At 61.5% G+C, this 23,492-nt stretch carries 19 protein-coding genes; 7 read left to right on the top strand and 12 right to left on the bottom strand.

Annotation, left to right across the window (positions count from 1 at the left end):
- Nucleotides 1-603: 603 nt before the first annotated feature.
- The 5 genes from KYT87_RS27385 to KYT87_RS27365 all read right to left on the bottom strand — a co-directional run bounded on the left by KYT87_RS27385 (nucleotide 604) and on the right by KYT87_RS27365 (nucleotide 5,550).
- The gene (locus KYT87_RS27385; protein ID WP_100854044.1) at nucleotides 604-3,237 is read right to left on the bottom strand and encodes a VirB4 family type IV secretion system protein; all 2,634 of its coding nucleotides are present in this window, start codon (nucleotides 3,235-3,237) and stop codon (nucleotides 604-606) included.
- Entirely contained in the window at nucleotides 3,228-3,560 is a 333-nt protein-coding gene (locus tag KYT87_RS27380) for a VirB3 family type IV secretion system protein (protein ID WP_088588785.1), read from the bottom strand. The genes KYT87_RS27385 and KYT87_RS27380 overlap by 10 nt, the downstream gene beginning before the upstream one ends.
- Before the next feature lie 4 nt (nucleotides 3,561-3,564).
- Nucleotides 3,565-3,855, bottom strand: coding sequence for a hypothetical protein (locus KYT87_RS27375; RefSeq protein WP_223264756.1), 291 nt, complete (start codon nucleotides 3,853-3,855; stop codon nucleotides 3,565-3,567).
- Nucleotides 3,856-3,928: 73 nt separating this feature from the next.
- Entirely contained in the window at nucleotides 3,929-4,984 is a 1,056-nt protein-coding gene (locus KYT87_RS27370; protein ID WP_088588787.1) for a CpaF family protein, read from the bottom strand.
- Nucleotides 4,984-5,550: a lytic transglycosylase domain-containing protein gene (locus KYT87_RS27365; RefSeq protein WP_167390064.1), complete on the bottom strand. Its 567-nt coding sequence runs from the start codon at nucleotides 5,548-5,550 to the stop codon at nucleotides 4,984-4,986. Before KYT87_RS27365 ends, KYT87_RS27370 begins: the two co-directional genes overlap by 1 nt.
- A 1,121-nt stretch (nucleotides 5,551-6,671) precedes the next feature.
- On the opposite strand from KYT87_RS27365, the gene mobH reads away from it, so the two are divergent.
- Genes mobH through KYT87_RS27345 form a run of 4 tightly spaced genes read left to right on the top strand, consistent with a single transcriptional unit; the run spans nucleotide 6,672 to nucleotide 12,164 of the window.
- Nucleotides 6,672-8,765 (top strand): MobH family relaxase, encoded by a 2,094-nt coding sequence (gene mobH / locus KYT87_RS27360; RefSeq protein ID WP_100854047.1) that lies wholly within the window; start codon nucleotides 6,672-6,674, stop codon nucleotides 8,763-8,765.
- A gap of 3 nt (nucleotides 8,766-8,768) precedes the next feature.
- Complete coding sequence (gene traD / locus KYT87_RS27355; RefSeq protein WP_100854048.1) at nucleotides 8,769-10,883, top strand: type IV conjugative transfer system coupling protein TraD; 2,115 nt, start codon at nucleotides 8,769-8,771, stop codon at nucleotides 10,881-10,883.
- Entirely contained in the window at nucleotides 10,873-11,568 is a 696-nt protein-coding gene (locus KYT87_RS27350) for a DUF4400 domain-containing protein (RefSeq protein WP_126376216.1), read from the top strand. The genes traD and KYT87_RS27350 overlap by 11 nt, the downstream gene beginning before the upstream one ends.
- Before the next feature lie 41 nt (nucleotides 11,569-11,609).
- Nucleotides 11,610-12,164 (top strand): hypothetical protein, encoded by a 555-nt coding sequence (locus KYT87_RS27345; RefSeq protein ID WP_100854050.1) that lies wholly within the window; start codon nucleotides 11,610-11,612, stop codon nucleotides 12,162-12,164.
- Here the strand turns inward: KYT87_RS27345 and KYT87_RS27340 are convergent.
- Nucleotides 12,154-13,161 carry a site-specific integrase gene (locus KYT87_RS27340; RefSeq protein WP_223264757.1) on the bottom strand — a complete coding sequence of 336 codons (1,008 nt, stop codon included), beginning with the start codon at nucleotides 13,159-13,161 and terminating at the stop codon, nucleotides 12,154-12,156. The genes KYT87_RS27345 and KYT87_RS27340 overlap by 11 nt on opposite strands.
- Nucleotides 13,162-13,702: 541 nt before the next feature.
- Here KYT87_RS27340 and KYT87_RS27335 point away from each other — a divergent pair.
- The gene (locus KYT87_RS27335) at nucleotides 13,703-14,479 is read left to right on the top strand and encodes an EAL domain-containing protein (RefSeq protein ID WP_219992793.1); all 777 of its coding nucleotides are present in this window, start codon (nucleotides 13,703-13,705) and stop codon (nucleotides 14,477-14,479) included.
- Here KYT87_RS27335 and KYT87_RS27330 read toward each other — a convergent pair whose 3' ends face one another.
- Together KYT87_RS27330 and KYT87_RS27325 are read right to left on the bottom strand one after the other, a co-directional pair.
- Nucleotides 14,480-14,731 carry a DNA-3-methyladenine glycosylase gene (locus KYT87_RS27330; protein ID WP_219991332.1) on the bottom strand — a complete coding sequence of 84 codons (252 nt, stop codon included), beginning with the start codon at nucleotides 14,729-14,731 and terminating at the stop codon, nucleotides 14,480-14,482.
- A gap of 132 nt (nucleotides 14,732-14,863) precedes the next feature.
- Complete coding sequence (locus KYT87_RS27325; protein ID WP_219991331.1) at nucleotides 14,864-15,319, bottom strand: fasciclin domain-containing protein; 456 nt, start codon at nucleotides 15,317-15,319, stop codon at nucleotides 14,864-14,866.
- A gap of 172 nt (nucleotides 15,320-15,491) precedes the next feature.
- Here KYT87_RS27325 and KYT87_RS27320 point away from each other — a divergent pair, with 172 nt between their 5' ends.
- Nucleotides 15,492-16,463, top strand: coding sequence for a MerR family transcriptional regulator (locus KYT87_RS27320; RefSeq protein WP_219991330.1), 972 nt, complete (start codon nucleotides 15,492-15,494; stop codon nucleotides 16,461-16,463).
- A gap of 15 nt (nucleotides 16,464-16,478) precedes the next feature.
- Here the strand turns inward: KYT87_RS27320 and KYT87_RS27315 are convergent, their stop codons facing one another.
- From KYT87_RS27315 to KYT87_RS27305, 3 genes are all read right to left on the bottom strand, one after another.
- The gene (locus KYT87_RS27315; RefSeq protein ID WP_219991329.1) at nucleotides 16,479-18,581 is read right to left on the bottom strand and encodes a PhoX family phosphatase; all 2,103 of its coding nucleotides are present in this window, start codon (nucleotides 18,579-18,581) and stop codon (nucleotides 16,479-16,481) included.
- A 164-nt stretch (nucleotides 18,582-18,745) separates the two neighbouring features.
- Nucleotides 18,746-19,969: an ABC transporter substrate-binding protein gene (locus KYT87_RS27310; RefSeq protein ID WP_219991328.1), complete on the bottom strand. Its 1,224-nt coding sequence runs from the start codon at nucleotides 19,967-19,969 to the stop codon at nucleotides 18,746-18,748.
- Nucleotides 19,970-19,998: 29 nt separating this feature from the next.
- The gene (locus KYT87_RS27305; protein ID WP_104142709.1) at nucleotides 19,999-20,754 is read right to left on the bottom strand and encodes an enoyl-CoA hydratase/isomerase family protein; all 756 of its coding nucleotides are present in this window, start codon (nucleotides 20,752-20,754) and stop codon (nucleotides 19,999-20,001) included.
- A 177-nt stretch (nucleotides 20,755-20,931) separates the two neighbouring features.
- On the opposite strand from KYT87_RS27305, the gene KYT87_RS27300 reads away from it, so the two are divergent.
- Nucleotides 20,932-22,560: an AMP-binding protein gene (locus tag KYT87_RS27300; protein WP_219991327.1), complete on the top strand. Its 1,629-nt coding sequence runs from the start codon at nucleotides 20,932-20,934 to the stop codon at nucleotides 22,558-22,560.
- A 143-nt stretch (nucleotides 22,561-22,703) separates the two neighbouring features.
- Here KYT87_RS27300 and KYT87_RS27295 read toward each other — a convergent pair whose 3' ends face one another.
- Nucleotides 22,704-23,345 carry a TetR/AcrR family transcriptional regulator gene (locus tag KYT87_RS27295; protein WP_046803192.1) on the bottom strand — a complete coding sequence of 214 codons (642 nt, stop codon included), beginning with the start codon at nucleotides 23,343-23,345 and terminating at the stop codon, nucleotides 22,704-22,706.
- Nucleotides 23,346-23,492 lie beyond the last annotated feature (147 nt).

Here is a 23,492-nt window from a genome sequence, read left to right as displayed (position 1 = left end):
GCACCGTCGATGATTACGTCGATCGCGCGTGGCCCCTTGTATGGCAACCACACGACGCTGCTGTACACGTTTACGGTCGTCGGTACGCCGCCGCCTGCGTCGCCACCGAGACCGCAGTTATCGCAGACGTCCAACTGACCCACATACCCGCTCACGCACGCACGTGCACCGGCCGAGCCACCGTCGTCGCTGCTCGACTCCGAAGGGGCATAGCTTCCCTGAAGGAGGTACTTAGGCCGCAAGGGCCTTGTCTCGCCAGTCGCCGCACCTTGAGCGACGAATTGGCCGCGGCGAGCCGGCGTATAGCCTGTTGGGCAAAGGTCATAGGGCTCCCGCGATTTTTTGGCGTAATTGTTGTTTCCCGCGATCGCGCATGTCGGAAACGGGCCCGGGGGAACCGCGTTCAAGACGCGCCATAGGCGATTGAGATAGCCATTGCATTGGCTGGGAGGCTTCATCCCTGCAAGGCACAGCAACACACCGCATCCCCATTCAGATCCGCCAGGCTCGTACTCCGATGTGTCTGGAAGCTGGGGCAGGGCCCCTGCCGCGTGCGTGGCCAATGAGGCCAGCAGCAACGTAGCTGCGACTCCGACAACGAACTTACGGATTTGGGACACGTGACACCTCCTGGAAATATGCCTCACGCCAGTCCTGACGGCCGGATGCTCGGTGATGGTCAAACAGGGCCTGCGCATCAAGCTCGCTTCTGAGCACAGCCAAAGATCGCGGGTCCAGGCGGAGAGCTACCTTGCGCATGAACCCATCCTTCTGCGTGAGGAAGTAGTCTTGTTTCGGCGTACCTTCCGCCAATTGGTCTATTTGCTGCGGATTCAGGCCGAGTTCGGTGAAGGCCTTGCGCAGCGAAGGTGACGTCTTGGCTGCCGGGTACGGCAGAACGATTCGGTTCGGGACGTTGTCGCGGATCGAGGCGTAGATTGGGGAGTTGATGTAGCGCTCAGGCGATTGAGCGTCCATCCATACGCAGCCGAGGAGCTTGCGTAACGTGTCGATCCATTCCGCCAGTTTTCGTGCAAATATCGGCTCCTCCAGGTACCCCCACACCTCGGGCAACCCGATGAAGGTGGGCGCAACAAGGCCTGAGTTTCTGCGACTCTCGATCCTGTCCTGAATGCGATAGAAGCAATACAGAAGATAGGGAACGAGGACGTCTGGCTGAGCCAGGAGCTTTCCCATTTCAATGCCCAACACAGCGGCTGCCCGGCCAGTGGCGATCTCGTCAAAGATATCGAGTTCGTTATCGAACCAGCGTGCGTTTAAGCTATCTCCAACCCATTCCGAAAGTGCATTGCGGAATGAACCGACGGGGAGTTGGACGTAGACCGCGTGGAGCTTCCAGTCTTTGCGCCGCAGCTTTATGGTTCCAAGGAGGGCCTTTTCCAGCTCTTCGCGATCGGCGCTGGTTGCCGAGTAGCCGCGTCGTTCGGACAGCGTGCAGATCCAGTCTTTAACGAACTTAAGGTGTCGTACTTCGCCGATCAACGACAGTGGATTGACCGTCAGCCGGTCTGCGCTGGTGTCCTCAGGATCGCAGTAGACGCCGCCCTGCATCATGATTGGAATGCGGCTCGAAAATGTGCGGTCGAAGATGAATACGTCCGATCCGGTGTACTTGCGGAACAAAGTCCAGCCTAAGTTCACAATCGTTGTCTTGCCTAGGCCGGTCTCGCCGCAGACGAGCGTGTGCCCGATGTCATGGTAGAAGCCAGTCCAGAAATACGGGGTGCCGTAATCTGTGGGAAGCCCTGCAAGAGCCGGGGATGGGCGCTTCATCGTGGTGCTCAAGTGCCGATTCTCTTTCGACCCTTGCGACACGGTGCGCAGCGGTACTGCACGCGCCACAACTTCAGATCGAAGCGGTGCCCAGCGCGCGATGTCTCGCCAGGCGCCGGGGATGGACGCAGACCATGTGGATAGGGTGCCAAGCGTCTCGACGAGGGGCAAGAACTTCGCACTTATCAATGCGTCTCCGACTTTTCCCGCTGTAGCTCTGGCCTGTTTCATGGCCTCGTCCCAATCCTCGACGCGCTCGCCCTGGAACGGCGCGGAAAACGAGGTCACGCTGAGGGTGTACTGGCCGTAAGCGATCTTTCCCCGGTTCACGTCTTTCTTCAGGTCTTCCGTTTCGTCGGCTGCTTCAACGCGACCTCTGTCCTCGCGCGGCGAGTAATTTGGATCGCCGGAGTTCGCTGCTACAGAAGCCAAAGCCCGCAAGTTCAAAGCGCTGGTGCGGTGGTATGACCCCATCTTCTCGATCATTCGGGTGCTGGCGCTGGCATCTTGGATTCGATAGACGTGGCTGATCGTCACTTCGCCGGGCACCTTAAGAAGGTCGTCCAGCGCATGAGGACGGAGACGCGAAGGATAAAACTGGTGTGCGGCTGGCACGCCCGTGACCACACCAATGCGCTTGTAGCTCTCGGCTTTGAACAGGGCGTAGTCCTCAGCGGGTATAACTTCCCCATTAGCCATCGATTCATCGAGGAAATCGACCATGGCCACCTCCGCACGACGTGGCGCCGCTGGAGCTGCGCACGACGCCAAGAAGGCGCCCAACGTGTCGCCGATGAGCCTTGTCAGCGTCAGCCCCGGCAGGCTGGCTCGCATCCGGGATAGGTGATTTTCAAACTCCTTGACTGCAGCACTGAGCTCCACCGATGTATAGGCGAAGTCGGCTTGGTCGGACCATATGCCACGAAGCGCGTGAACGATCGCTTGGACAGGGCCAGCCTTTTCATGGGCCATCGCGTGGAAGAACCTGCCCGCGATGCGATCCAAGCCGGCGGAAGCGCTTAACGCGATGGCGACATAGTGCCGGTTTATGAAGTTGGATTTAGTCTTGAACGCGTTGCTGCGCTCGTCTTCGACGATCTGAGAGTACGGATCCGGCATGACCGCGGCGGTGTACGGATCACACTTTCGACGATGCGTGATGAACCAGAATGTCAACGGGTAGCGGCTGGCGACCTGAAATGCGTGTTCAGCTTGCTGCATGAGACCAAGCAGTTGCGCAGATGATTGACTATCGGTGTCTGGACCCGTGTACTCGAAGCAGGCCATCAACGAGGAATCCTTGTTGACGACGATTTGGTCGTTGTATCGGAACATCCACGGCAACAGTTCAGCCGTGGGCGCAAGGCCGCTTGCCCGGGCTGCTTCCAGTTCGCCCAACGTGCCGGCGTCGAGGCGGTAGCCCTCTTTCTCTGTCAATAGCATGGGAAATCTCTGCCGAAGCCGAAGGGGCGCTTGTTCCGCTTTTGGGTCCCAATAGCGCGAGGTGCGTAGTGGTCGTGCTGAGTCTTGTACGCCTGGTACACATCGATCTTGTCGGGATCCTTGCTCATCACGTACCGCAGACCGAAATAAATAGGTATGCCTATGAGTGCCAGCCAGAAGCTACGGCTTATGACTGCAAAGAGCGGCACGAGCAATAGGAACGCGCCAGCAGCTCGACGGTCGAGGCCGATGATGCGGCGCTTCTCGATGAGGGCTTTGTCGATCTCGACTTCGAGCTCGTCGACCAGGTCGCGTTCGTCCATCGCCTTAGGCCCCGATGGTGCACATCAGGTTTCGCCCGGATATCAGTGCCACGACGGTCGCAATACCGAATATCGAAGCTATGCCTCCGGCAAGGCGAAGAGCGAAGACCTTAACTTTCGACTGACCATCGTCGAGCAACCACAGCAGAATTGCGCCTACGCAGGCGACTAGGACCACAACAGAAATCAGCTCGTTGTTGACCACGGCTTGGAAGCCGCTGCACAGTCGCCCGCCAAAAATGCTCTGCGCAGACGCAGGTGCTGGCATGAGCAAGGAAACTACTGCATAGCTCATTAGCAGTAGTCGATCTGCAGGCTTGGCGAGGGAGCGACCACGGGCCCATACTTGGAGCTGGTTCAGGCGGGGACTATTCATAGTGTTGGTCCTGGAGTTGGATTTTCGAAAACAACAGTCGGGTTTGGTACGAGCCGTTCGCGTCCACTCCCAAGATCTCTCTGATCTCGCGCGGGCCCCTGGATGGCCCGACGCGCTGGGCGTGGACGACGAATCTGAATGTGGATGCGATCTGGCGGCGGAGGTCGTGCAAGGGCCAGTTCTGGGTCTCTGGGGCCATCCGCAACATTGATTCCAGCCGCGGCAGTGCCATCGCGCTGGAGTCAGCATGTAGAGATACCTGGCTTCCCGGATGCCCGGTATTCAATGCATCCAATAGGTCGAAGGCTTCGGCACCGCGTACTTCGCCGAGAACAATGCGGTCAGGCCGACAACGAAGGCTGAGCCTCACGAGGTCGCGGACGCTGATTCCCAGCGCTTGGTTTGCCTCAAGCGCGACATGGTTGGGAACGTTCAAGCGTAGTTCGGCCGTATCCTCGACCGTAATGACCCGATCCGAGCTAGGAACGAGGTCCAGCAATGCGTTGAGTAGTGTCGTCTTGCCTGCTGACGTGGACCCGCTTAGAACAATGTTGTGACGCCGCTCCACAACCCACTGAAAGAAGTCCCGGATTGTTGAGCCACCACGTCGCATTGCGGCTTTTAGCGAATCGAGCTCACGCTGCTCGCTGGCGGCTTCCGAAGGATCCACCGCGACGACGTCGAAAGCGCCGTTTTCGACGTAGCTGTCCAGCGAAATCCGCCGGGCAGCAAAGCGGCGGACGCAGAGCATGGATCCGCGAAGTGCTGTGGGTTTACGCGCCGCCGCGATTCGGAGACCTGGCAGGCGCGCATCGAGCAGCGGGGCGTTGGGTTTTCCGTTCTTGCTGGCAATCAACGTGATCGCTCGATCGACCTGTTCTTCGCTCAACGTGGCGTCGACCCGGCGCATGACGCCCCGCTCCTCCACCCATATGTCGTCAGCAGCGTTGACCATCACTTCATTGATATCTTCGGAAGCGAGGTAGGGTTCAATCGCGCTCAAATGCTGGCGGAGGATGTCTTCGGCATAGGAGGTGGAAATATCCATCAACGGCGCCCCTCGGAATCTTGTGCCTGGGACTGCGGCTGATGTTGGGCCGACGTGGCGGCGAGCGTCGGGCCAGCCGCGGCAGCCTGCTGTGTTGCTGGCATCCGGCCTACTTGCAGGCCCCGTTCGCCTCGGGGCACAAAAGGAACGTGGACAGGGATCAAGGTTCCCGCGCGAATCGCACTGAGCTTTGCCTGGATCTTGTTCGCATACGCCACACGCTTGTTGGGGCTTGCGGCGTTGTAGGCGCCTACGGCATCCCAGGTGACGCCTAGACGTTCAAAATTCTCGGCAAGGATCCACGCGCCTACGTACGCGGATACGCAGGGGTTGAAGAGGTCCTGTTTGGACACGCCAAACCGCTGCAACCGTTCGAGGTGCATGCTGTTTATCTGAGTCAGGCCGTAGTCGCATGAAGCGTTTGCATTGGCGCAATTGACAGCGTCTGCTTTGCCCGAAGATTCCTGCATAACAATGGCTTGCAAGAGCTGGACGTCTATTCGGTGATAGGCGGCTGCTGCTGCGATGCAATCAGCGTGCGCCGGCGAGGGAAGGAAGGCCCACATCGCTATGGTTGCGGCGAATCGATACCTGGTTGGGAACTGCACGGCGCACCTTGAAGGAAAAAGCCCCGCCAGGCACCGAGCCCGGCGGGTAAGCCAGCGGATCGGCAACGAGGGAAGCCGACGTGAGCACTTTCGCCGCGCGTCGGATATTTGGCACCTAGTGAATTAAAGAGCGTCGAAACGTTACTTTGCGACTGCGCTTGTCAGCCACTAAACGGTGTGATATCGGCTGGTGTCTATAGAGCGGCGGGAGGCGTATGTTTCCAACGCCGCACCACTGGACGGAAACGTTTGGATGCAAAGTGCCTCGAAGTAGTTGTTTCTTGGTGCGCGACAAAGGAAACTAAATGCTTCGAAGGGGAAGGGGCCTAACCAAAGGCCGGGCACTTAAATCTGTGCCCTCAAAAGGCGCAAACGCTTAAGGGCTAAGGGCGAAACCCAAGGGGGAAGGGCAACCGCAAGGGCCAAAAAGGTCGACAAAGGTTTTTGGGCGCCTCGATCTTGGGGCGGTGAAGATCACCGAGGCTCCCCCTTTTGTCAACATGTCGCAAGAGGTTACCTGTTGGAGAGGCCTGGTTTTCGCATTGACCCGTAAGCACGCTGGCGGCGAGGCTTGTCGCATTTTCCTCGCTGCCCACGCCCCATGACATACCTTCGGCATTCCACCTTTCGCCCGATTCGGCCGCCCGGGGCAATGCCGTTGCCGGACAAGGCCAAAGCGGAGATGCACCGCGAGCTAGGGCGTGTCTGCAACGGGGCTCAGCTCGCAGTTGCCCTTATTTGGCTTGGTCGATTTGATGGCTGGCAGACGGCCACTAGCGGCGAAGGTGGTGCGGAACTCTACGACGTTGCGTGCCAACAGCTGAGGCGCCTGCGTGGCCCGTTCAGCAGTCCTATTAGCTTCGTGGAATGGCTGGTCGACCTGCCGTGTACTCGTTGGCGAGCAGCCACAATCGACTCCACCAGCCAATGGGACCCCCTCGCCGAGCGCTTTACAGACTTTCAAGCCGCTTCGGGCAAGCTTGTGGTGGTTTACGCCTCGGACGTGGGCGCAGACGCATGGCGCAGTTATGTTAGAGGCTACCTGGCAGCGGCGTTGGTGCAGCTTGAGAGTACGAATCATGCTGGCAATCGAGTCTGACGTTGTATTGCTCGCCTGTGCGGGCGCAGCCGCCGGCGCGCTGTATTGGTTGCGGAGGCCGATGCCGGGCACGTCAAGTCAATCGCAGGTGGGGCCTGGCCCAGTCCAACAATCGGCTCCGAGCGCGCGGCACCTGGAAGTGTTGCCGGCACAACGCCTCTTTGACATCACAGGGACCTCGCCTCTCGTAGAGTTGATTCGCCAGCGCATGGGATTCACTCCCGAGAATTTCGAGCGTGACGTGCGTCCGCTGCTAGCGGCATTTGCGGAATTCGTTCAGCTACTTCCAGCGTCTGAGTCGCATCATCACGCGCAACCAGGTGGGCTCCTGGTGCATCTGCTTGAGGTCGCTGCGCACGCGCTGCACTTCCGGGATGCCTACAAACTCCCACTGGGTGTGGCGCCGGAAGAGCAAACGCGGCTGGCTGCGCGGTACACGTATGCCGTGCTCGTCGCGGGCCTGCTGCACGACATTGGGAAGCCTGTTACCGACGTGGTGGTGCAGCTCCAAGGCGCATCTGGAGAATCAAAACCTTGGGTGCCTTTGGGCGGAACAATGCAAGAGCAAGGGGCTGACTGGTACACCGTCGATTTCCCGGCTCAAAGAGAGTACCGGAAGCACGAACGGTTGGGGTTGCCCTTGTTGCGCACCCTTGTTCCAGGTAAAGCGCTTGCTTGGATTGGCGAACATAGTCCCCTTATGGACGAGCTCTTCGACTACTTGGGCGGAGAACAGAGAAAGGGAGTGATCGCCGAGCTCGTGGGTCGGGCCGACAGGGAATCGGTAGCGAGCAACTTAGCCACTGGTCCGAGAACGCGCTTTGCATCGGCGCGCGCCGTTCCTCTCATCGAACGGTTGATGGGCGGGCTGCGCCGCGTTCTGGCAGAAGGGTCTGTTTCGATCAATCGGGCTGGGGCAGTCGGATTTTGTGATGGTGAGTCGCTATGGTGCGTTTCCGGGTCAATTGCCAAGCTTGTCAGAGACCATCTGGCGCAGACTGAGCAGCGTAGGCCTGGCGCAGCGGGCATTCCCGACGATAACTCGCGGCTATTCGACACCTGGCAGGAATATGGCGCAGCGATATCAAATGAAGCTGGTGCAGCCATCTGGACCGTAAAAATCGCGATTGGGACGTGGTCCCAACGCCTTACCGTCCTTCGATTTCCCTTGTCGATACTGTTCCAGGATCCAGCCCAATATCCGGCGGCCCTGCCGCCTGGTGCAGTCTCTGTAGTTGATGTAAAAGCCCCGCGCGGCGCGGCAGGCGGACACGCCGACGACCACTGTCCGCCCGCCTCGCCTGTGGCGCCATCGGCGCCGGCAGAGCAGATGCCGCCTGCGCACGAAGAGCCGATCATAGAAGCTACCGATGTTGGTGCAGGCGATGACAAGCCTGTTGCTGGCACGAGCCCCGGCGTTGAAGACCTTCCCGAGATGGATGATCTCGATCCAGATGTTGTTGGCGTGGTGCAGGACAGCAATTCGTTATCTGCCTCGATCGAATTAGAAGCGGATGATCAGTATCTCGACGATATCGATAGCGCGATTCCGGAGCTGGTCCAATCCCCAGAGGTTGAAGCGCCCGAATTGATGAGTGCGCCAGTTGCCCCACGTGTGAGGGCTGCGCCAGCTCCGGCGGCGCTGCCTGCCATGCCGGCTCGCAAGGCGAACGTAGAGCGCTTCATGGCCTGGATTCAATCCGGTGTCAGTTCTGGATCAATTGCATACAACGAGGCCAACGCCGCAGTGCATTTCTGTGAAGAAGGCGTGCTTCTGGTGTCGCCAAAGATCTTCAAGGACTACGCGGACAACTTCGAGGCGCGGATCGACATGCCCACGTCTACAGATGGCGCGCCATCCAAGGAGCCGTGGCGGGTTCTGCAACAGCAGTTTCAAAAGTCGGAGTACCCGCAGAAGAGCGGAAGCGGCTCTTTTCTCCACCGATACAACGTCAGTGGTCCAGGCGGCAAACAGTTGACGGGGATCTTGATCCCCGGACCGGAACGCTTCTTTCAGCCCGTCCCTGCGGCCAACCAGTTATTGAAGCCGGCGTCCGCCGGTGCGAGCGCCTGATCTATGTCCCACCCTTACGAGAACCTCTTTCGGCGCCCATATGAAGTAGTTTCGTCGATGGCCGCACTTGCATCGGTCGGTGCGCTTTGGACCTATCAAGGGTTGTTTTTGGTTACCCCTGCGACAGGGGGAGTTTTAAGTGTAGGACTGCTCTCGCTGGCCGCCATTCGAGCTCGGCAAGCGAGACGCCTCATCCGATTCCAACGCAACCTCCGGAGTCTACCCACCTATTCGCTTGCCGCTGACGAGATCCCGTGCTCGTCAACAGAGTTGTTCCTTGGTAAAGGCTTCTATTGGACGCAAGAACACACGCAGCGTCTGTACACCGCCCGCCTTCCACAATACAAGCACTTGACGGCCCGCAATGAGCTGTATCAGTGGGCCCGTCGGATGGAGCGACAGCACCCTGGTTGGATCGCAAATCAGCTCAAGAGGGACGCGTGGTGGAACTCGGTCAAGCCGCTGCCGCCAGTGGGCGGAGACCCCGTTATTCATGGCGTCGAGCCCGACGAGCGCGATATATGGTCCAGCCTGGGGGAGCGTGTCGGGCATACGCTTGTACTGGGAACTACGCGCGTCGGCAAGACTCGCCTTTGCGAATTGCTGGTGACGCAGGACATTCGCCGCGGCGACGTTGTAATTGTTTTTGATCCCAAGGGAGACGTTGAGCTGCTGCTCCGAATGTATGCGGAAGCATGCCGCGCGGGCCGCGAGAAGGACTTCCACTTTTTCCACCTCGGATATCCGGATGCCTCGTCCAGATATTCACCAATTGCGACTTTCTCGCGTATTACGGAAGTCGCAACGCGGCTCGCCGGTCAGCTACCGTCCGAGGGGCAAGCCGCTGCGTTCAGAGAGTTCGTTTGGCGCTACATCAACGTGATGGCGCGCGCGATGGTGGCGCTGGGGATGAAGCCCAGTTATGAGGTCATCTATCAAAACGCGGTAAACATCGACGACCTGTGCTTGAAGTATTTCGAATACTGGCTCGACCGCGATCACATGGGCTGGCGTGACGAGATGTCGGAGCCGGACAAGCAACTCCAGGCACAAGCGCAAAAGACAGGTCGAGCGATGTATCCGCTCCAGATCCTCAAGCTAATCCGGGACAAGGGCTGGCATGACCAGATCGCGGACGGTCTCGCGAGCGTTCTCACAAACGACCGATCGTATTTTGAGAAGCTGGTCTCGTCTCTCTATCCACTGCTGGAAAAGCTAACCACTGGACCAGTATCCAAGCTCCTGTCTCCAGATTATTCGGATCCCTCAGATCCGCGCACTGTATTCGACTGGCAGAAGATCATCGACACAGGCGGAATCGTCTATGTGGGACTGGACGCGCTCAGCGATTTCGAAGTCGCCGGCGCAGTCGGAAATTCAATGTTTGCCGACCTTACCTCTACTGCCGGGCGTCTATACAAATTCGGCTCCGGTTATGGACAGGCAATTCCCGGTAAAAAGCGAAACGTGTGTATCCATGCGGACGAGTTCAATGAGCTTGTCGGGGACGAGTTCATTCCGATGGTAAACAAGGCCGGCGGCGCGGGCTATCAGGTCACGGCGTACACCCAGACAGGCTCGGATGTGGAATCCAGGATCGGGTCGAAAGCGAAGGCGGATCAGATCTTCGGCAATTTCAACACGCTCGTGATGCTCCGAGTGAAGAACCTGCCAACAGCTGAAATTCTCACAGACCAACTCCCGAAGGTACAGATCTACACGCGCCAGTTGGACTCTGCGACTGGGGATGGAACAGATGATGGAGTAACCGATTTCACATCCCGAACGCAGGACAAGTATTCGCCGCGGGAGGTGCCGTTAGTAGACCCGTCAGACCTGGTGCAGTTGCCAAAGGGGCAGGCCTTCGCCCTTATAGAGGGCGGTCAGCTCGTAAAGCTGCGGCTTCCTTTGGCAAGTAAGGATTCTGATCACCTCATGCCTGCCGGCTTAGCCGACGTCGTTAAGAGCATGCGTTCGACCTATAAGGCGTATTCGGACGCAGTTGATGCCGGCCTATCCGTCGACATGCACGACTTCGACAGCACGGTTTCAGCCTCTGAGCGTGCGGGCGAGGTCTCGTCCAATGTGACCGTGGAGGGTAGCGGCCGTGGCTTCTAAGGACAGAGCTTCCGGCGAGGATGCGGTGCGTGCCTTCTTTTGGCCTATTCACGCCGTTCTGCATCTATCAGTTTGGCTAATCGTGGTGATGTTCCTGTCCATCGTGGTGTCTCTCACGGTCGCGGTGGCCTTGCAGACCGACAAAGCCCCATCCAGGTACATGAGCGACCTGGTCGACTACTACCTGGAGCAAGCTCCAAATAAGAAGGCCGCCAATGACGCTGCCGGAATTTCTCGGGCATTGGTATTCGGTTGGCCTGGTGTGGCCGCTGCCCTGTCCGACGAGGCGAAGCCGGGTCCGAGCCTCCTTGGCGGGGCGATGCAAAGGTCCACACAGGGGCAGGGCCGCGAGCTGATACTGGTGACCATGCACGCCGTTGAACTGCTGGGTGTCCGACTGCTATTGCTGTTTAGCGCGTTGCCGACGCTCGGGTTGTTATTGACGATTGCGCTAACGGACGGCCTGGTCGCGCGGTACGTCCGGCGAGAGTGCGGGGGGCATGAATCCGCAACCCGACACACGCGCGCCAAACGTCTGTTGAATCGGGGCATCGTGCCAATGGTAGCCGTGGTATGGCTCATCGTGCCAGCCCGGATGTCTCTGGCGCTGTTCTTCTTACCCGTTGCAGTGGGTGGCGCGGTCCTCGTGTGGGTCATGGCCAAGTACTTCAAGAAATACTTATAACAACGAACTGAACGCCGTCCTAGGACGGTCAGGATGAACGAATGAAAGAGATCATGCGCTTTGCAGTTGGGGACGTCTTTCTGTGTGTTGAGGAACAACCCAGTGCGGAGTACGTAGTGCTGCGCGTTCGCGAAAGGAAGGGCAATGGCCGCCCTGGTCGTACATTGGGTGCGGAGACACAGCGGCGCTCAGAGCTGTTCGCGATCGGGATGGGGCTGCACGCCGTCGCGAGTACGCTGATTCCTGAGCAGACGTTCGATCAAAGCAAAACTATGGGAGCTGCACGAAGAAAGATGAATCAGATTCCCCTGCGTGAGCAAGAACGGCAAGCCTTGAATCGAATTCTGGCTGGGGACCCGACGGAGCCTCAACGCAGCATCCAGATTGTCAATGCGATGTATCGCAAGCTGCAACGCCGAATGCACGTCGTTCAGCGGTGCGTGCAACTAATGGAGGTGCTGAGCGACCAGGATGCGCATCAGATTGACCTGCTGCTTGCGCTCGCGGCAACGGGGCGTCCGTTGCCGTTTTCGATCCACGTCGGTCTGGAGCCGTCCGCGGAGTTAGATGGAGCGCGCAACGGTGTCACGCATTGACAGTACGCATCGGCTGTTGAAGCCACGCGTCTTCCAGTCGTCGCATGGCGTCATGGACCTGGTTCGGAGCCAGATGCGCGTATCGCTCCGTCATTTCGATAGACGAGTGACCGAGAAGGTCGCGCACGACCAGCAATGGTACGCCGGCCATGACCAGCCACGACGCGCATGTGTGGCGAAGATCGTGGATCCGGAAGTCTTCGATGTTTGCCTTGGTGCAGACGGTGCGAAAGCCCTTCTGAACGGTGCCCAAAGGCTTGGTGTGGTCTCGGGGAGAGGGAAAGACCCAGGGCGATGTGGGGCAGTGTTCCGCGCGCCATGCGGCCATGGTGTCGAGCGCCTCAAGCGCCGGTGCGTTAAGCGGGATGATGCGGTGCTTTTTTGTTTTTGTGTCTTCGCTCTCGAGCGTTATAAGACCCTCTTCGGTGCGCACGCGCTGCAGACGCAGCCTGAGCAGTTCATTCCGGCGGCAGCCGGTGTGCAAAGCCAATTGGATAAACGAGGGAAGGTGCGGCCGCACCGCCATCGCTTGAGCTACAGAGATCAGGCGCTGCGCTTCGGCCCGTGTGATCCATCGTGTTCTGCCTTCGGGCACCGGCAATGCCATGCCGACAAGGGCATTTGGCAAGTTGAGCTCGTGCAGGAAGTTGTACCAATTGATCGCCGCGCTCATGTCGTCCAACTCGCGGTTGATCGTAGCAGGGCTGACGCCAGCAGTTTTCCGAAGGGTGATGTACCGATTGACGGTGGCACGTCTCAAACTGCGTACCGTACGCCCCTTGAAGAAGCGGTCGAGCTGCAATTGGCTGTACCGAAATCGCTCCGTATCTTTGCCGGACGCCTGGTACACCTGCATCACAGCATCGTAGGTCGGATTCTCGTCGACCACGCCTTCGTCGTGGATGTTCTGCGCGGAGTCCTTCACGCCATCGATCGGCGGACGCGCTGGGGCCAGTTGGCCGGGAACGTGGTGGGCTGATGCGAGAGTAGGGTCCATGTCAGTGGCCGGCCGTTACGCGCGGAAAGCGCTCGGGGAGGAGGTCACGAACGACCGACATTCGCAAATATCTGGCAAATGATGATAACATATTGACATGAATCGATATTTTCGCATAACCGCGACATCCTTTGCCCGTAAGCGCTCAGAGTGCTTGCGGGATTTCGTCCTGGAATCGGGCCAGGGCGGAACCAAAGACGTATCGATTCAAAAGCTCGGCGATTTTGCTCGGGCCTCGAAGACCACTGCGTTCGGGACGCAGGAGTCGGAGGTTCGAATCCTCTCGCCCCGACCACTCATTTGTGGTCGAGTTTTTGATGGTGTTCTCGACACCAACAGCAAAAGCCGGAATCGCGACAGCGACGCCGGCTTTTTTGCGTCTGCGAGGCGTTTTTTTGCCTCCGCGCGTCTGTTAAAGTCGCCAGCTAAAGGCCAAAGCCAAGGTCAGGCCAAGCCCAACGCCCTTGCGCTTTCCTGCCGCCTGACACACACACGGGTCCAGCGCGTCTGTCTGCCCCTCCGAAATCCGCCACTCGCCAACATGATTCCTATCCACGGCCAAGCAGAGTCGACCGCGTCAGGCGGCCAGTGCCAAGGTTGCAAATCTGACGAGGCCGCGCCCATCGACATGGCGTTTGCGTTTCAGCCCATCGTCGATCTGGCGTCTGGCCAGGCCTATGCCTACGAGGCGCTGGTGCGCGGGCCTGAAGGCCAGCCCGCAGCCTCGGTGTTGTCGCAAGTGGACGACGCCAACCGCTACCATTTCGATCAGCGTTGCCGCACCACCGCCATCGAACTCGCGGCCGGGATGGGGATGGACCGGTTCCTGTCCATCAACTTCATGCCGAATGCGGTCTATCAACCCGCCGCATGTATTCGCACCACCTTCGAGGCCGCGGAGCGGCACGGCTTTCCGGTGAACCGGATCATCTTCGAAACCATCGAAGGCGAAAGCATCACTGACCGCGCCCATCTGCTGAAGATCTTTCAGGCCTACAAATCCTACGGCTTTCAGACGGCCATCGACGACTTTGGCGCGGGCTATTCGGGCTTGACGCTGCTGGCGGACTTCCAGCCTGACCTCATCAAGCTGGACATGGCGCTTGTGCGCGGTATCGATGTCGATACCGCGCGTCAACGCATCATTTCAGGCGTGCAGAAGATCTGTACCGATCTTGGCATTCGCGTCATCGCCGAAGGCGTGGAAACGGTGGGTGAACGCGACTTTCTGGCGGCGCAGGGCATCACGCTCATGCAGGGCTATCTGTTCGCCAAGCCCGCATTCAAGGCGATGCCGCCGATAGCCAATGTGGGCTGATTACCCCAAGCCGCCTGTGGCTCGGCTTCGGGCCTCCAGGTCGGCGCCGCGCCGGTAGTCTTCTGCCCGGGCCAAGGTGCGGTAAAAGTCCGCGCCCAAATTGATCAGGTCGTTCATCTCTTGCGCGGTCAGCTTGTGCTGCACGGTTTCAAGACACGCGGCGTAGGCGGCCAGAACTTCTGGCCAGTCCTCGAAGCGCCGCATGGGCGATGTCCTGACGATCATCTGCGCTACCAGTTCCTGGGTATCCATAAAAAGCCTCCTGCTACTTGCCCGGTTGATCAATCACCGGTCACGTCGACCCAGGCACAAGACCGCCCGATGGCGGTCTTGTACCGTTTGCTACGCGCAGAGGCTCGGGGCGTGACCCGTGAATGTCCCGGATTACTTGGGCATCAGCACCGTGTCGATGACGTGGATGACGCCGTTGTCGGCCGCAATGTCCGTCTTGGCCACATTGGCATCGTTCACCTTGACCTTGCCGTCGGCGACGGTGACGGCGATGGTGCTGCCCTCAACCGTCTTGACCTGGCCCGCCTTGACGTCCTTGGCCATGACCTTGCCCGGCACCACGTGATACGTCAGCACCTTGGTCAGCGCGGCCTTGTCTTTCAGCAGCGCGTCCAGCTTGTCCTTGGGCACCTTGGCGAACGCCGCGTCGGTGGGGGCGAAAACGGTGTAGGGACCCGGGCCCTTCAGCGTTTCGGTCAGGCCGGCGGCCTGCACGGCGGTCGTCAACGTTTTGAAATCGCCCGCCGATTTGGCCGTATCCACGATGTCGGCGGCATTGGCCCAGCCGCAGGCCAGGGCAATCGTCGTTCCAATCAGAAATCGCTTCATGGTGTGCTCCAGAATGTCAGGGTTATCGGCGCCCGCATCAAGGCGGGCGCTCAAGAGCGCGTCGCAACTTGGAAAACGCGATGCGTGAGGGTAGAGTAGGCGGCATCTTTCACTTCGTCCATATTTTGAACCTATTAATGCGGGTATTTAACGGTTCAAAGGCGGGTCAAAAATGCCAAACACCTCCAGCACTGACCTAGACGAGGCCGGTTCAACGGCCGCTTACCGCACGGGAGTCGCCGCCAAGTTGGCCGGCCTGCCCGTCGAAACCTTGCGGGTCTGGGAACGGCGCTATCAGCTGTCTTCCCCCGCGCGCTCGGCACGCGGCCAGCGGCTGTACTCGGCCGAGCAAGTGCGCCGGCTAAGCCTCTTGAAGCAGCTGGCGGATCAGGGTCACGCCATTGGCACGCTTGCGTCGCTACCGCTGGAGCAGTTGCAAGCAATGCTGGGCGCGCAGCCCAGCCGGGCCGGCCCGCCGCTGCGCGCCGTGGCGGTTGGCGCCACGCTGGCCCCGCGCCTCTTGGCCGGCGGGGTCGCCCAAGATGGCTCGACGGGCTTCATGGCCGGGCCGGACGTTCACGTGGTTGGCGCCTGCGCGCGCCTGGAAGACGCAGGCTCGCTGCCGCGCCATGCCGACGTGCTGATCGTTGAAATTTCAGAGCTGGACGTGGACGCGCTGGCGCCTATCCAGCGCGCGCGCGGCGCGACCGAGACGGGCGCCGTGGTGGTGCTCTACCGCTTTTGTGCCAGCACCACGATTCGGACCCTGCGCGCGCAAGGCTGCCTGGTTGCCCGCATCCCGGCGCAGTTGAACGAGCTGGCGCCGTTGTGCCGATCGGCGGTCGTCGGGGCCAATCTTGGCGCGCTGGCTCCGGCATCGGCCATTGAGTTCGATGAAGAAGCCCTGGCCAAGATCATGGCGATGCGCAACCCGATTACCTGCGAATGTCCAAGACATCTTGCCGAATTGCTGATGATGGTGGGCAGCTTCGAACGTTTCAGCTCGCAATGCGCATCGCGTGACGAAGCCGACGCGCAATTGCACCTGGCGTTGCAGCAGGCCGCGGGCCAGGCCCGCGGCATCCTGGAAAACGCCATGGCCCGCCTGCTGCACACGGAAGGCATGTGGCCGCTGGCCGGCTAGGCGCCGGCCAGCTCATCACACCCCGATCGGGCCGCCGTCGGCGCGCTGGATCACCACCGTCGATGAGCGCGGGCGCACCGTGCCCGTGGTCGCGACCGTTGCATCATCCGTCCCATACGCCGGCCAGTTTGCCGGGTGCTGGATGTTCAGGAAGATGCTGGTGTAGTCGGGCGTGAACGCAAAGCCGGTTACTTCGGCTTCGTTCGGGCCAACGAAAAAGCGGCGCAGGTCAGCCTGGTTGGACGGGTTGATGGCGGGACCCGTGCCGGTGCTGTCGGCCAGCGCGCCCGGGATCACGGCCAGCATCTGGTCGTTGGTGGCGCGGGCCACGTTGTTGTTGCGGCCGCCGTCGATGCCGTTGTCCGTTTGAATCCACAGGATGCCGCGCGTGTCGAAGCCGATGCCGTCGGGGCTGGCCAACTGGTTCAGCGCGGTCAGGCCCGAACGGTTGGTGTCGGCGTCGGCGCCTGCGTCGGAACCGAACACAAAGATATCCCACTCGAACTTGGTCGAACCCGCTTCGTCGTGCCAGCGGATGATGTGGCCGTTGACGTTGTTCAGACGCGGGTTGGGCGGGTTGGTGCCGGTGCCGGCGTTGCGGCTGCTGTTGTTGGTCAGCGTCAGGTAGATGTCGCCGTTGGTCGGGTGGGTGGCGGTCCACTCCGGGCGGTCCATCGGGGTGGCGCCCACGAAGTCGGCCGCGCCGCGCGTGTTGATGAGGATGGCGTCCAGGCTGCCGAACTCGTCGGCCAGCGTGCGGCCGCCCACGCCCGGCGTGGTGCCGACCAGGGGCAGCCATTCGCCCGAGCCGTCCGCGTTGAAGCGCGCCACGTACAGCGTGCCCTTGTCCAGGTACTTGGCGCCGACAGCCAGGCGGTCGCTGCGCTCGGCGTCCTTCGGGTCCCACACGGCCTCGGACACGAAGCGGTAGATGTACTCAAAGCGCGAGTCGTCGCCGCTGTAGAACGCCAGGGGCTTGCCGGCTTCGGGCTTGCTGTAGGCGCAGCCTTCGTGGGCGAAACGGCCCAGCGCCGTGCGCTTGGTGGCGATGCTGGACGGGTCGTACGGGTCGATCTCCACCAGATAGCCGAAGCCGTTCACTTCGTTGCGCCAGTCTTGCGTGGCGTCGATACCGGTTTGCGTGACGTTGAAGCGCGCGAATTCGCCCAGCACTTCCGACGCGTCGCCCGCAGCGGTCTCCCACTGGTAGCGGCCGGCCGGGCCGCCCGACACGCCAACGCGCAGCTGGTGCGCGGGGCGGGTGCCGGTGTTCACAAAGCAGGCCGCCCAGTTTTCTTCGGCGGTGATGTACGTGCCCCACGGCGTGTAGCCGTTGCCGCAGTTGTTGTTGGTGCCGCGCACTTGCGTGCCGTTGGGCGAGAAGGGCGTCTTGACCCAGTCCGTGCCGCCCACCGGGCCGGCTAGCTTCATGGCGGTGGCCGACGTGAAGCGGCGGTTGTAGCGCGAGTTGTTGACGATGTTCCAGCGGCCGTTTTCGCGGCGCACGTGCAGGATGGCCACGCCATGCGCGTTGATTTCCTTGCGCACTTCCTCGGCCGGGCGCTTGCCCGCCACCAGCGTCGGGCCGTTCGGGTGCAGCGCGGCCTGGTCGATGTACTCGTGGTTAACGGCTAGCAGGCCTTCCGTAGAGCTGCCTTCGATGGGGAAGAAATGCATGCCGTCGTGATGCATGCCGGTGGAGTTGAGCAGGTCGTTGGACGTGTTGTTGCCGTTCTGGTCCCAGGGCTGCGCGTTGTCGTTCAACGGCGTGCCCCACGGCGCAAACACGTGGGCCACGTAGCCTTGCGGCACGACGCAAGCGTCCGTCATGGACGTGGGCAGCGAGTCAAAGCCCAGTTTCAGCGGGGTCGGGGCGGGGGTCTCGGTGCCGCCGCCGGGCACTTCGGGCGTGGGGTTGGGGTCACCGCCGCCGACGGGTTCGTCATCGTCATCGCTGCTGTTACAGCCGGCCAGCCCAAGGCTGGTCATCGTGGCGAAGGCAGCGGCCAAACCGCCGCGCATCACCATGCGGCGCGACAGGTTCTTTTCCAGAATTTCGCTGAAAGGGCTGTTCTGGCTGGGGTTGCGGACGATTTTGTCGGAGATGGATTTGCTCATGTGGATTCCTGGCTTGGGGGCTGTGCCTGAATGGGACGAGCAATACTAGAAGTCGCAAATGAAAGGTTAATGACAGATGGCTGAATGCGATATCGGGCATACGGCGCGCAAACGAAAAGGCCGGCCCCGTTTGCACGGGGCCGGCCGGATGGGCACCGACACGCTTATTGGGTGGCGACCGCCTTGGACTTGACCAGCGGGCAGCCGCCCTGGTCCAGCGGGCGGAAGGCGTTGTCACCCGGAATCGTGCGCAGGATCTTGAAGTAGTCCCAACGCGCCTTGGACTCCGACGGCTTCTTCACTTCCACCAGGTACATGTCGTGCACCAGCCGGCCGTCTTCACGCAAATACGCGTTGCGGGCGAACATGTCGTCGATCTTCATGCCGCGAATCTGCGTCATCACCGCATCGCCTTCGAGCTTGCCGCTTTCCTTCACGCCTTTCAAGAACGTCAGCACGGCGGAATAGACGCCGGCTTGCGCCATGGTCGGGACGCGGCCTTTCGTGCGCTCGGCGTAGCGTTTGGACCAGGCGCGCGTCCGGTCATCCATGTCCCAGTAAAAGCCGCTGGTCAATACCAGGCCCTGCGCCTGTTCCAGGCCCACGCCGTCCACATCGGTAATGAACATCAGCAGGCCGGCCAGCTTCTGGCCGCCCTTGATCAGGCCGAATTCGTTGGCCTGCTTGATCGCCATGGTGGTGTCGCCGGATGAATTCGCCAACGCCACGATCTCGGCTTTCGAGGCCTGCGCCTGCAACAGGAATGAAGAAAAATCGTTGGAAGCGCGCGGGTGCTTGACCGAGCCCAGCGTCTGGCCGCCGGCCTGCTTGACGGCGTTCTCGGTATCCGCCTGCAAGGCATGGCCGAACGCATAGTCCGCCGTCAGGAAATACCACTTCTTCATGCCGGATTCGGTCAGCGCGCGGCCGGTGCCGTTGGCCAGCGCATAGGTGTCGTAGGTCCATTGCGCGGTGGAGGCCGAGCACGCCTTGCCGGTCAAGTCCGACGTGCCGGCGGTGGACGCCAGGAAGGCGATGTTGGCGGTGCGCGTGATTTCCTGCACCGCCAGCGCTACGGACGACGTCGGCACATCGACAATGGCTTTCACGTTTTCCTGATCGATCCAGCGGCGCGCGGTGGCAGAGCCAATGTCCGCCTTGTTCTGATGGTCTCCGGCAATGACTTCGATCTTGCGACTCAGCACGGTCGGCCCGAAGTCTTCCACCGCCATGCGCGCCGCCTCGACCGAGCCTTGCCCGGACAGGTCGGCATTCATGCCGGATAGATCGGTCAGGACGCCGATGCGGATGGGCGCGTCGGACTGCGCGTGCGCGCTGGGCAAGGCGAATGCGCCGGCAACAAGCAAGGCGCCAAGTAATGGGTTCATGTCTTTCCTCCAGGTGGGCGTCCGCTCTTTCAGGCGGATCTTTGCGGCGGGGTCGATACGGCGGTGGCGGGGGACAGCAGATGGCACAACAGGAATTGATCGGTTTGCGCATGCGCCAGGTGGCTGGCGTCGAACTGCGCGTCGATGGCGCGCTTGGACAGGCGCAGCGCCAGGGGCGGGCAGGCGGCGGCCTCGCGCGCCAAGCTTAGTGCGGCGGCCAGTGCATCGCCCTGCGGGGCCAGGGCGTCCGCCAAACCCCAGGCTTGCGCGGTGTCGGCGTGCAAGGTCAGGTCGGTAAACAGCGCCCGCTTGGCGCGTGCGGGCCCGACCAGCGCGGCCAGGCGGGGCAGGCCGCCCCAGGCTAGCGGCAGGCCCAATCGCACTTCGGGAAAGCGCAGCAACGCGTTGTCCGCCAGCACGCGCCAATCGCAGGCCAGCGCCAGCACGGCGCCGCCGCCCACCGCCGCGCCTTCGATCGCGGCGACGGTAACTTGCGGCAGTTCGGTCCAGGCGCGGCACAGCATTTCGCCACGCGCCAGGGCGCGTTGTGTGATCAGCGGGTCGTCATGGCCCCATAGCGCGGGGTCTTTCAAATCAATGCCGGCGCTAAAGAGGGCCGATGTGCCGGTCAGCACCACGGCGCGGATGTGGTCGTCGCGGGCCAACTCGGTCGCCGCCTCGATCAGCGCGTCCATGGCGGCCAGGTTCAGGGCATTGGCCTTGCCGCCTCGGTCATAGCGCACGATCGCCACGCCGCCATCCCGCTCGATTGAAACCATGCTCATGGGGTTCTTCCGTGCTTGTTTGGGAAAATCTGCTCGATATACTACCAAGTATGTTGAAACCCGCAAGACTTCAGGAACGCCTCGGGGGCCACCTGCGGGTAAGTCCGTATCCGGCGGTGCTGGATGGCCGGAAGAAAGTCATGAAAAATAAGGCAAATAACAAGGAAGGAGACATTGATGAACGACGACGTTCGGGCGGCGATTCCTGACCGCCAGGCTTGCGTGCTGCGCTATTTGCTAGAGGCGCAAGCGGAAAAGATACCGGATAGAATCTTCGTCCGTTTCCACGGCGGCCCCACGTGGACGTACGCCCAGACGCTGACGCGGGTTCAGCAACGGGCGGCCACCTTGCGTCGGGAAGGCGTCAAGCAGGGCGACCGCGTGCTGTGCTGGATGGGCAATGGGCCTGAACTGTTGACCAGCTGGTTCGCCATCAATTACCTGGGTGCGGTGTATGTGCCGCTGAACACGGGCTTGCGGGGGCGGCCGCTGGCGCACGTGTTGGACAACGCGCAGGCGTCGTTGATGGTGGCGCATCGCGCGCTGGCGGGCCGCTTGCATGAGGTGGCGCCGGGGGCGCTGACGCGTGTGCTGCTGACCGGAGAAGGCCCGCGCGATGCCCCGTTGCAGCCTCCCGCCGGGGTGTCCATTGCGCCCTTGTCGGACGCGGCCGACGCACCCCCGCCGGCGCTGCTGGCGCTGGACGCGCCGATCGAACCCTGGGATATGCAGTCCATCATGTACACGTCCGGCACCACCGGCTTGTCCAAGGGCGTGGTCACGTCCTACGTGCAGATCTACACCATGGGGCCGGACGCATTCGACTGGATCACGCCGGACGACCGCTGCATGATCGCCGGCCCGATCTTTCACTGCGGCAGCACGCTGTACGTGTACGCCATGCTCGCCTACGGCGGGTCGATTGCGATGGTGCCGGAATTTCGTACCGACCAATTCTGGGACGCCGTCCGCGACACCGAAAGCACCGTGGTGCTACTGCTGGGCGTCATGGCGAACTTCCTGCTCAAGCAGGCGCCGTCTCCGCGTGACCGCGAACACCGCCTGCGCGGCGTCTTCATCGTGCCATTCGGCGAGGACGCGCCCGCGTTTCAGGCGCGTTTCGGGGTGGACCTTTACACCGTGTACAACATGACCGAAATCGCCAGCCCCTTGAGCGCCGGTCCGGGGTTGACCGAGGCCGGGCGCTGCGGCAAGCCCCGGCCCTGGTTCGAACTACGCGTGGGCGATGCGCAAGACCGCGCGGTGCCGGACGGCACGGTGGGCGAACTGCTGATTCGTTCGCATCGGCCCTGGGCCTTGTTCTCGGGCTATTACCGCAACCCCGAGGCCACCGCCGCGTCCATGCGCAACGGCTGGTTCCACACGGGCGACGCGTTCCGCCGCGACGCCGACGGCACGTTTTTCTTTGTCGACCGCTTGAAGGACGTGATTCGTCGGCGCGGGGAAAACATCTCGTCGTTCGAACTGGAAGGGGAAATCTGCGCCCACCCGGATGTGCGCGAAGCGGTGGCCGTGGCCGTGCCCAGCGTACACAGCGAAGACGAGGTGCTGGCGGTGGTCACCGCCGTGGACGGGGCGAGGGTGGACGAGGCGGCGCTGATCGCATGGCTGGCCGAACGCGTGCCGCACTACATGGTGCCGCGCTATGTGCGCGTGGTGGACGACCTGCCCAAGACCGCCAGCGGCAAGCTGCAAAAGCATGTGCTGCGCAGCGAAGGCCTGGCCGACGGCACGTGGGACCGCGAAGCGGCGGGCATCAAGCTGCGCCGCGAACGGTTGGCTTGATCGGGCCGCGGGCTACGCGGGACGGCATGAATGGCGCGCGACGCGTGGCGCGCGATACATGGAGCGAGATACATGGAGCGAGATACATGTATCGCGATACATGGCGCGCGATACCCCGCACGCCATCCCGTGCCGCCCTGCGCTCAGGCGCGCGTGCCCAGGCCCGCGATGATGGTGTGCACGACTTTGTTGGCCAGGATCTCGCGGTCGTCGCGCGTTTCGCCCAGGCGTGGGCGATACCAGACGGCCAGCCAGTTGATGGCGCCCAGCGCCGCCTTGATGGCCACCGATACGTCGTCGATGGCCAGTGATCCATCCTCCACGCCCTCGTAGGCCACGCGCTTGAACAAGGCTTCGAAATCGTCGCGGATGGTCATCAGTTCGGCCAGCGTCTGCCGCTGCGCGGGTGTGGTCGCGCCCAGCCGGTGCATGTGCACGCCCTGCACCACAACGGTCTCGAACGCCAGGTTTTCCATCATCGACAGCGCGTGATGCTTGAGCATCAGCGCCAGCCGGTGGGCCGCCGTGCCGGGTTCTTTCATGACCGGGCGCACCGCCTCGAAATTACGCCGCATGCCTTCGCGGTGCACGTCAAAGAACAGGTCCGTCTTGGAGCGGTAGTAGTGGTAGACGCGGCCCTTGGTGGCGCCCAGCCGGCGCGCAACATCGTCAATGCTGGACGCGTGGAACCCTTGCTCCATGAAGCACTCGGCCGCCGCGGTCAGCAGTTCAATGTTGCCCATGCCGTCATCGCGTGCAGCCGTCACCGTAGGTTCCCCATTCATGCGCGTTTCTCCATCCATGCGTCGCGGCAAAGCGCCCAGTTTAGCCAATCGCCCGGGTCTGGGGCGGGGTGCCGCAGCGCTGGGTGCAGGGGCGCCGCCTCGTTCGCACGGCCTATACAAATCCAAAAACCGAAGTTTATACTACTC

The organism is Achromobacter sp. ES-001 (assembly GCF_019448355.1).
In the GTDB taxonomy this organism is placed as follows: Bacteria; Pseudomonadota; Gammaproteobacteria; order Burkholderiales; family Burkholderiaceae_B; genus Achromobacter; species Achromobacter spanius_B.
The sequence above is the reverse complement of the archived record's forward strand: the minus strand, read 5'-3'. Positions and strand labels throughout refer to the sequence as shown.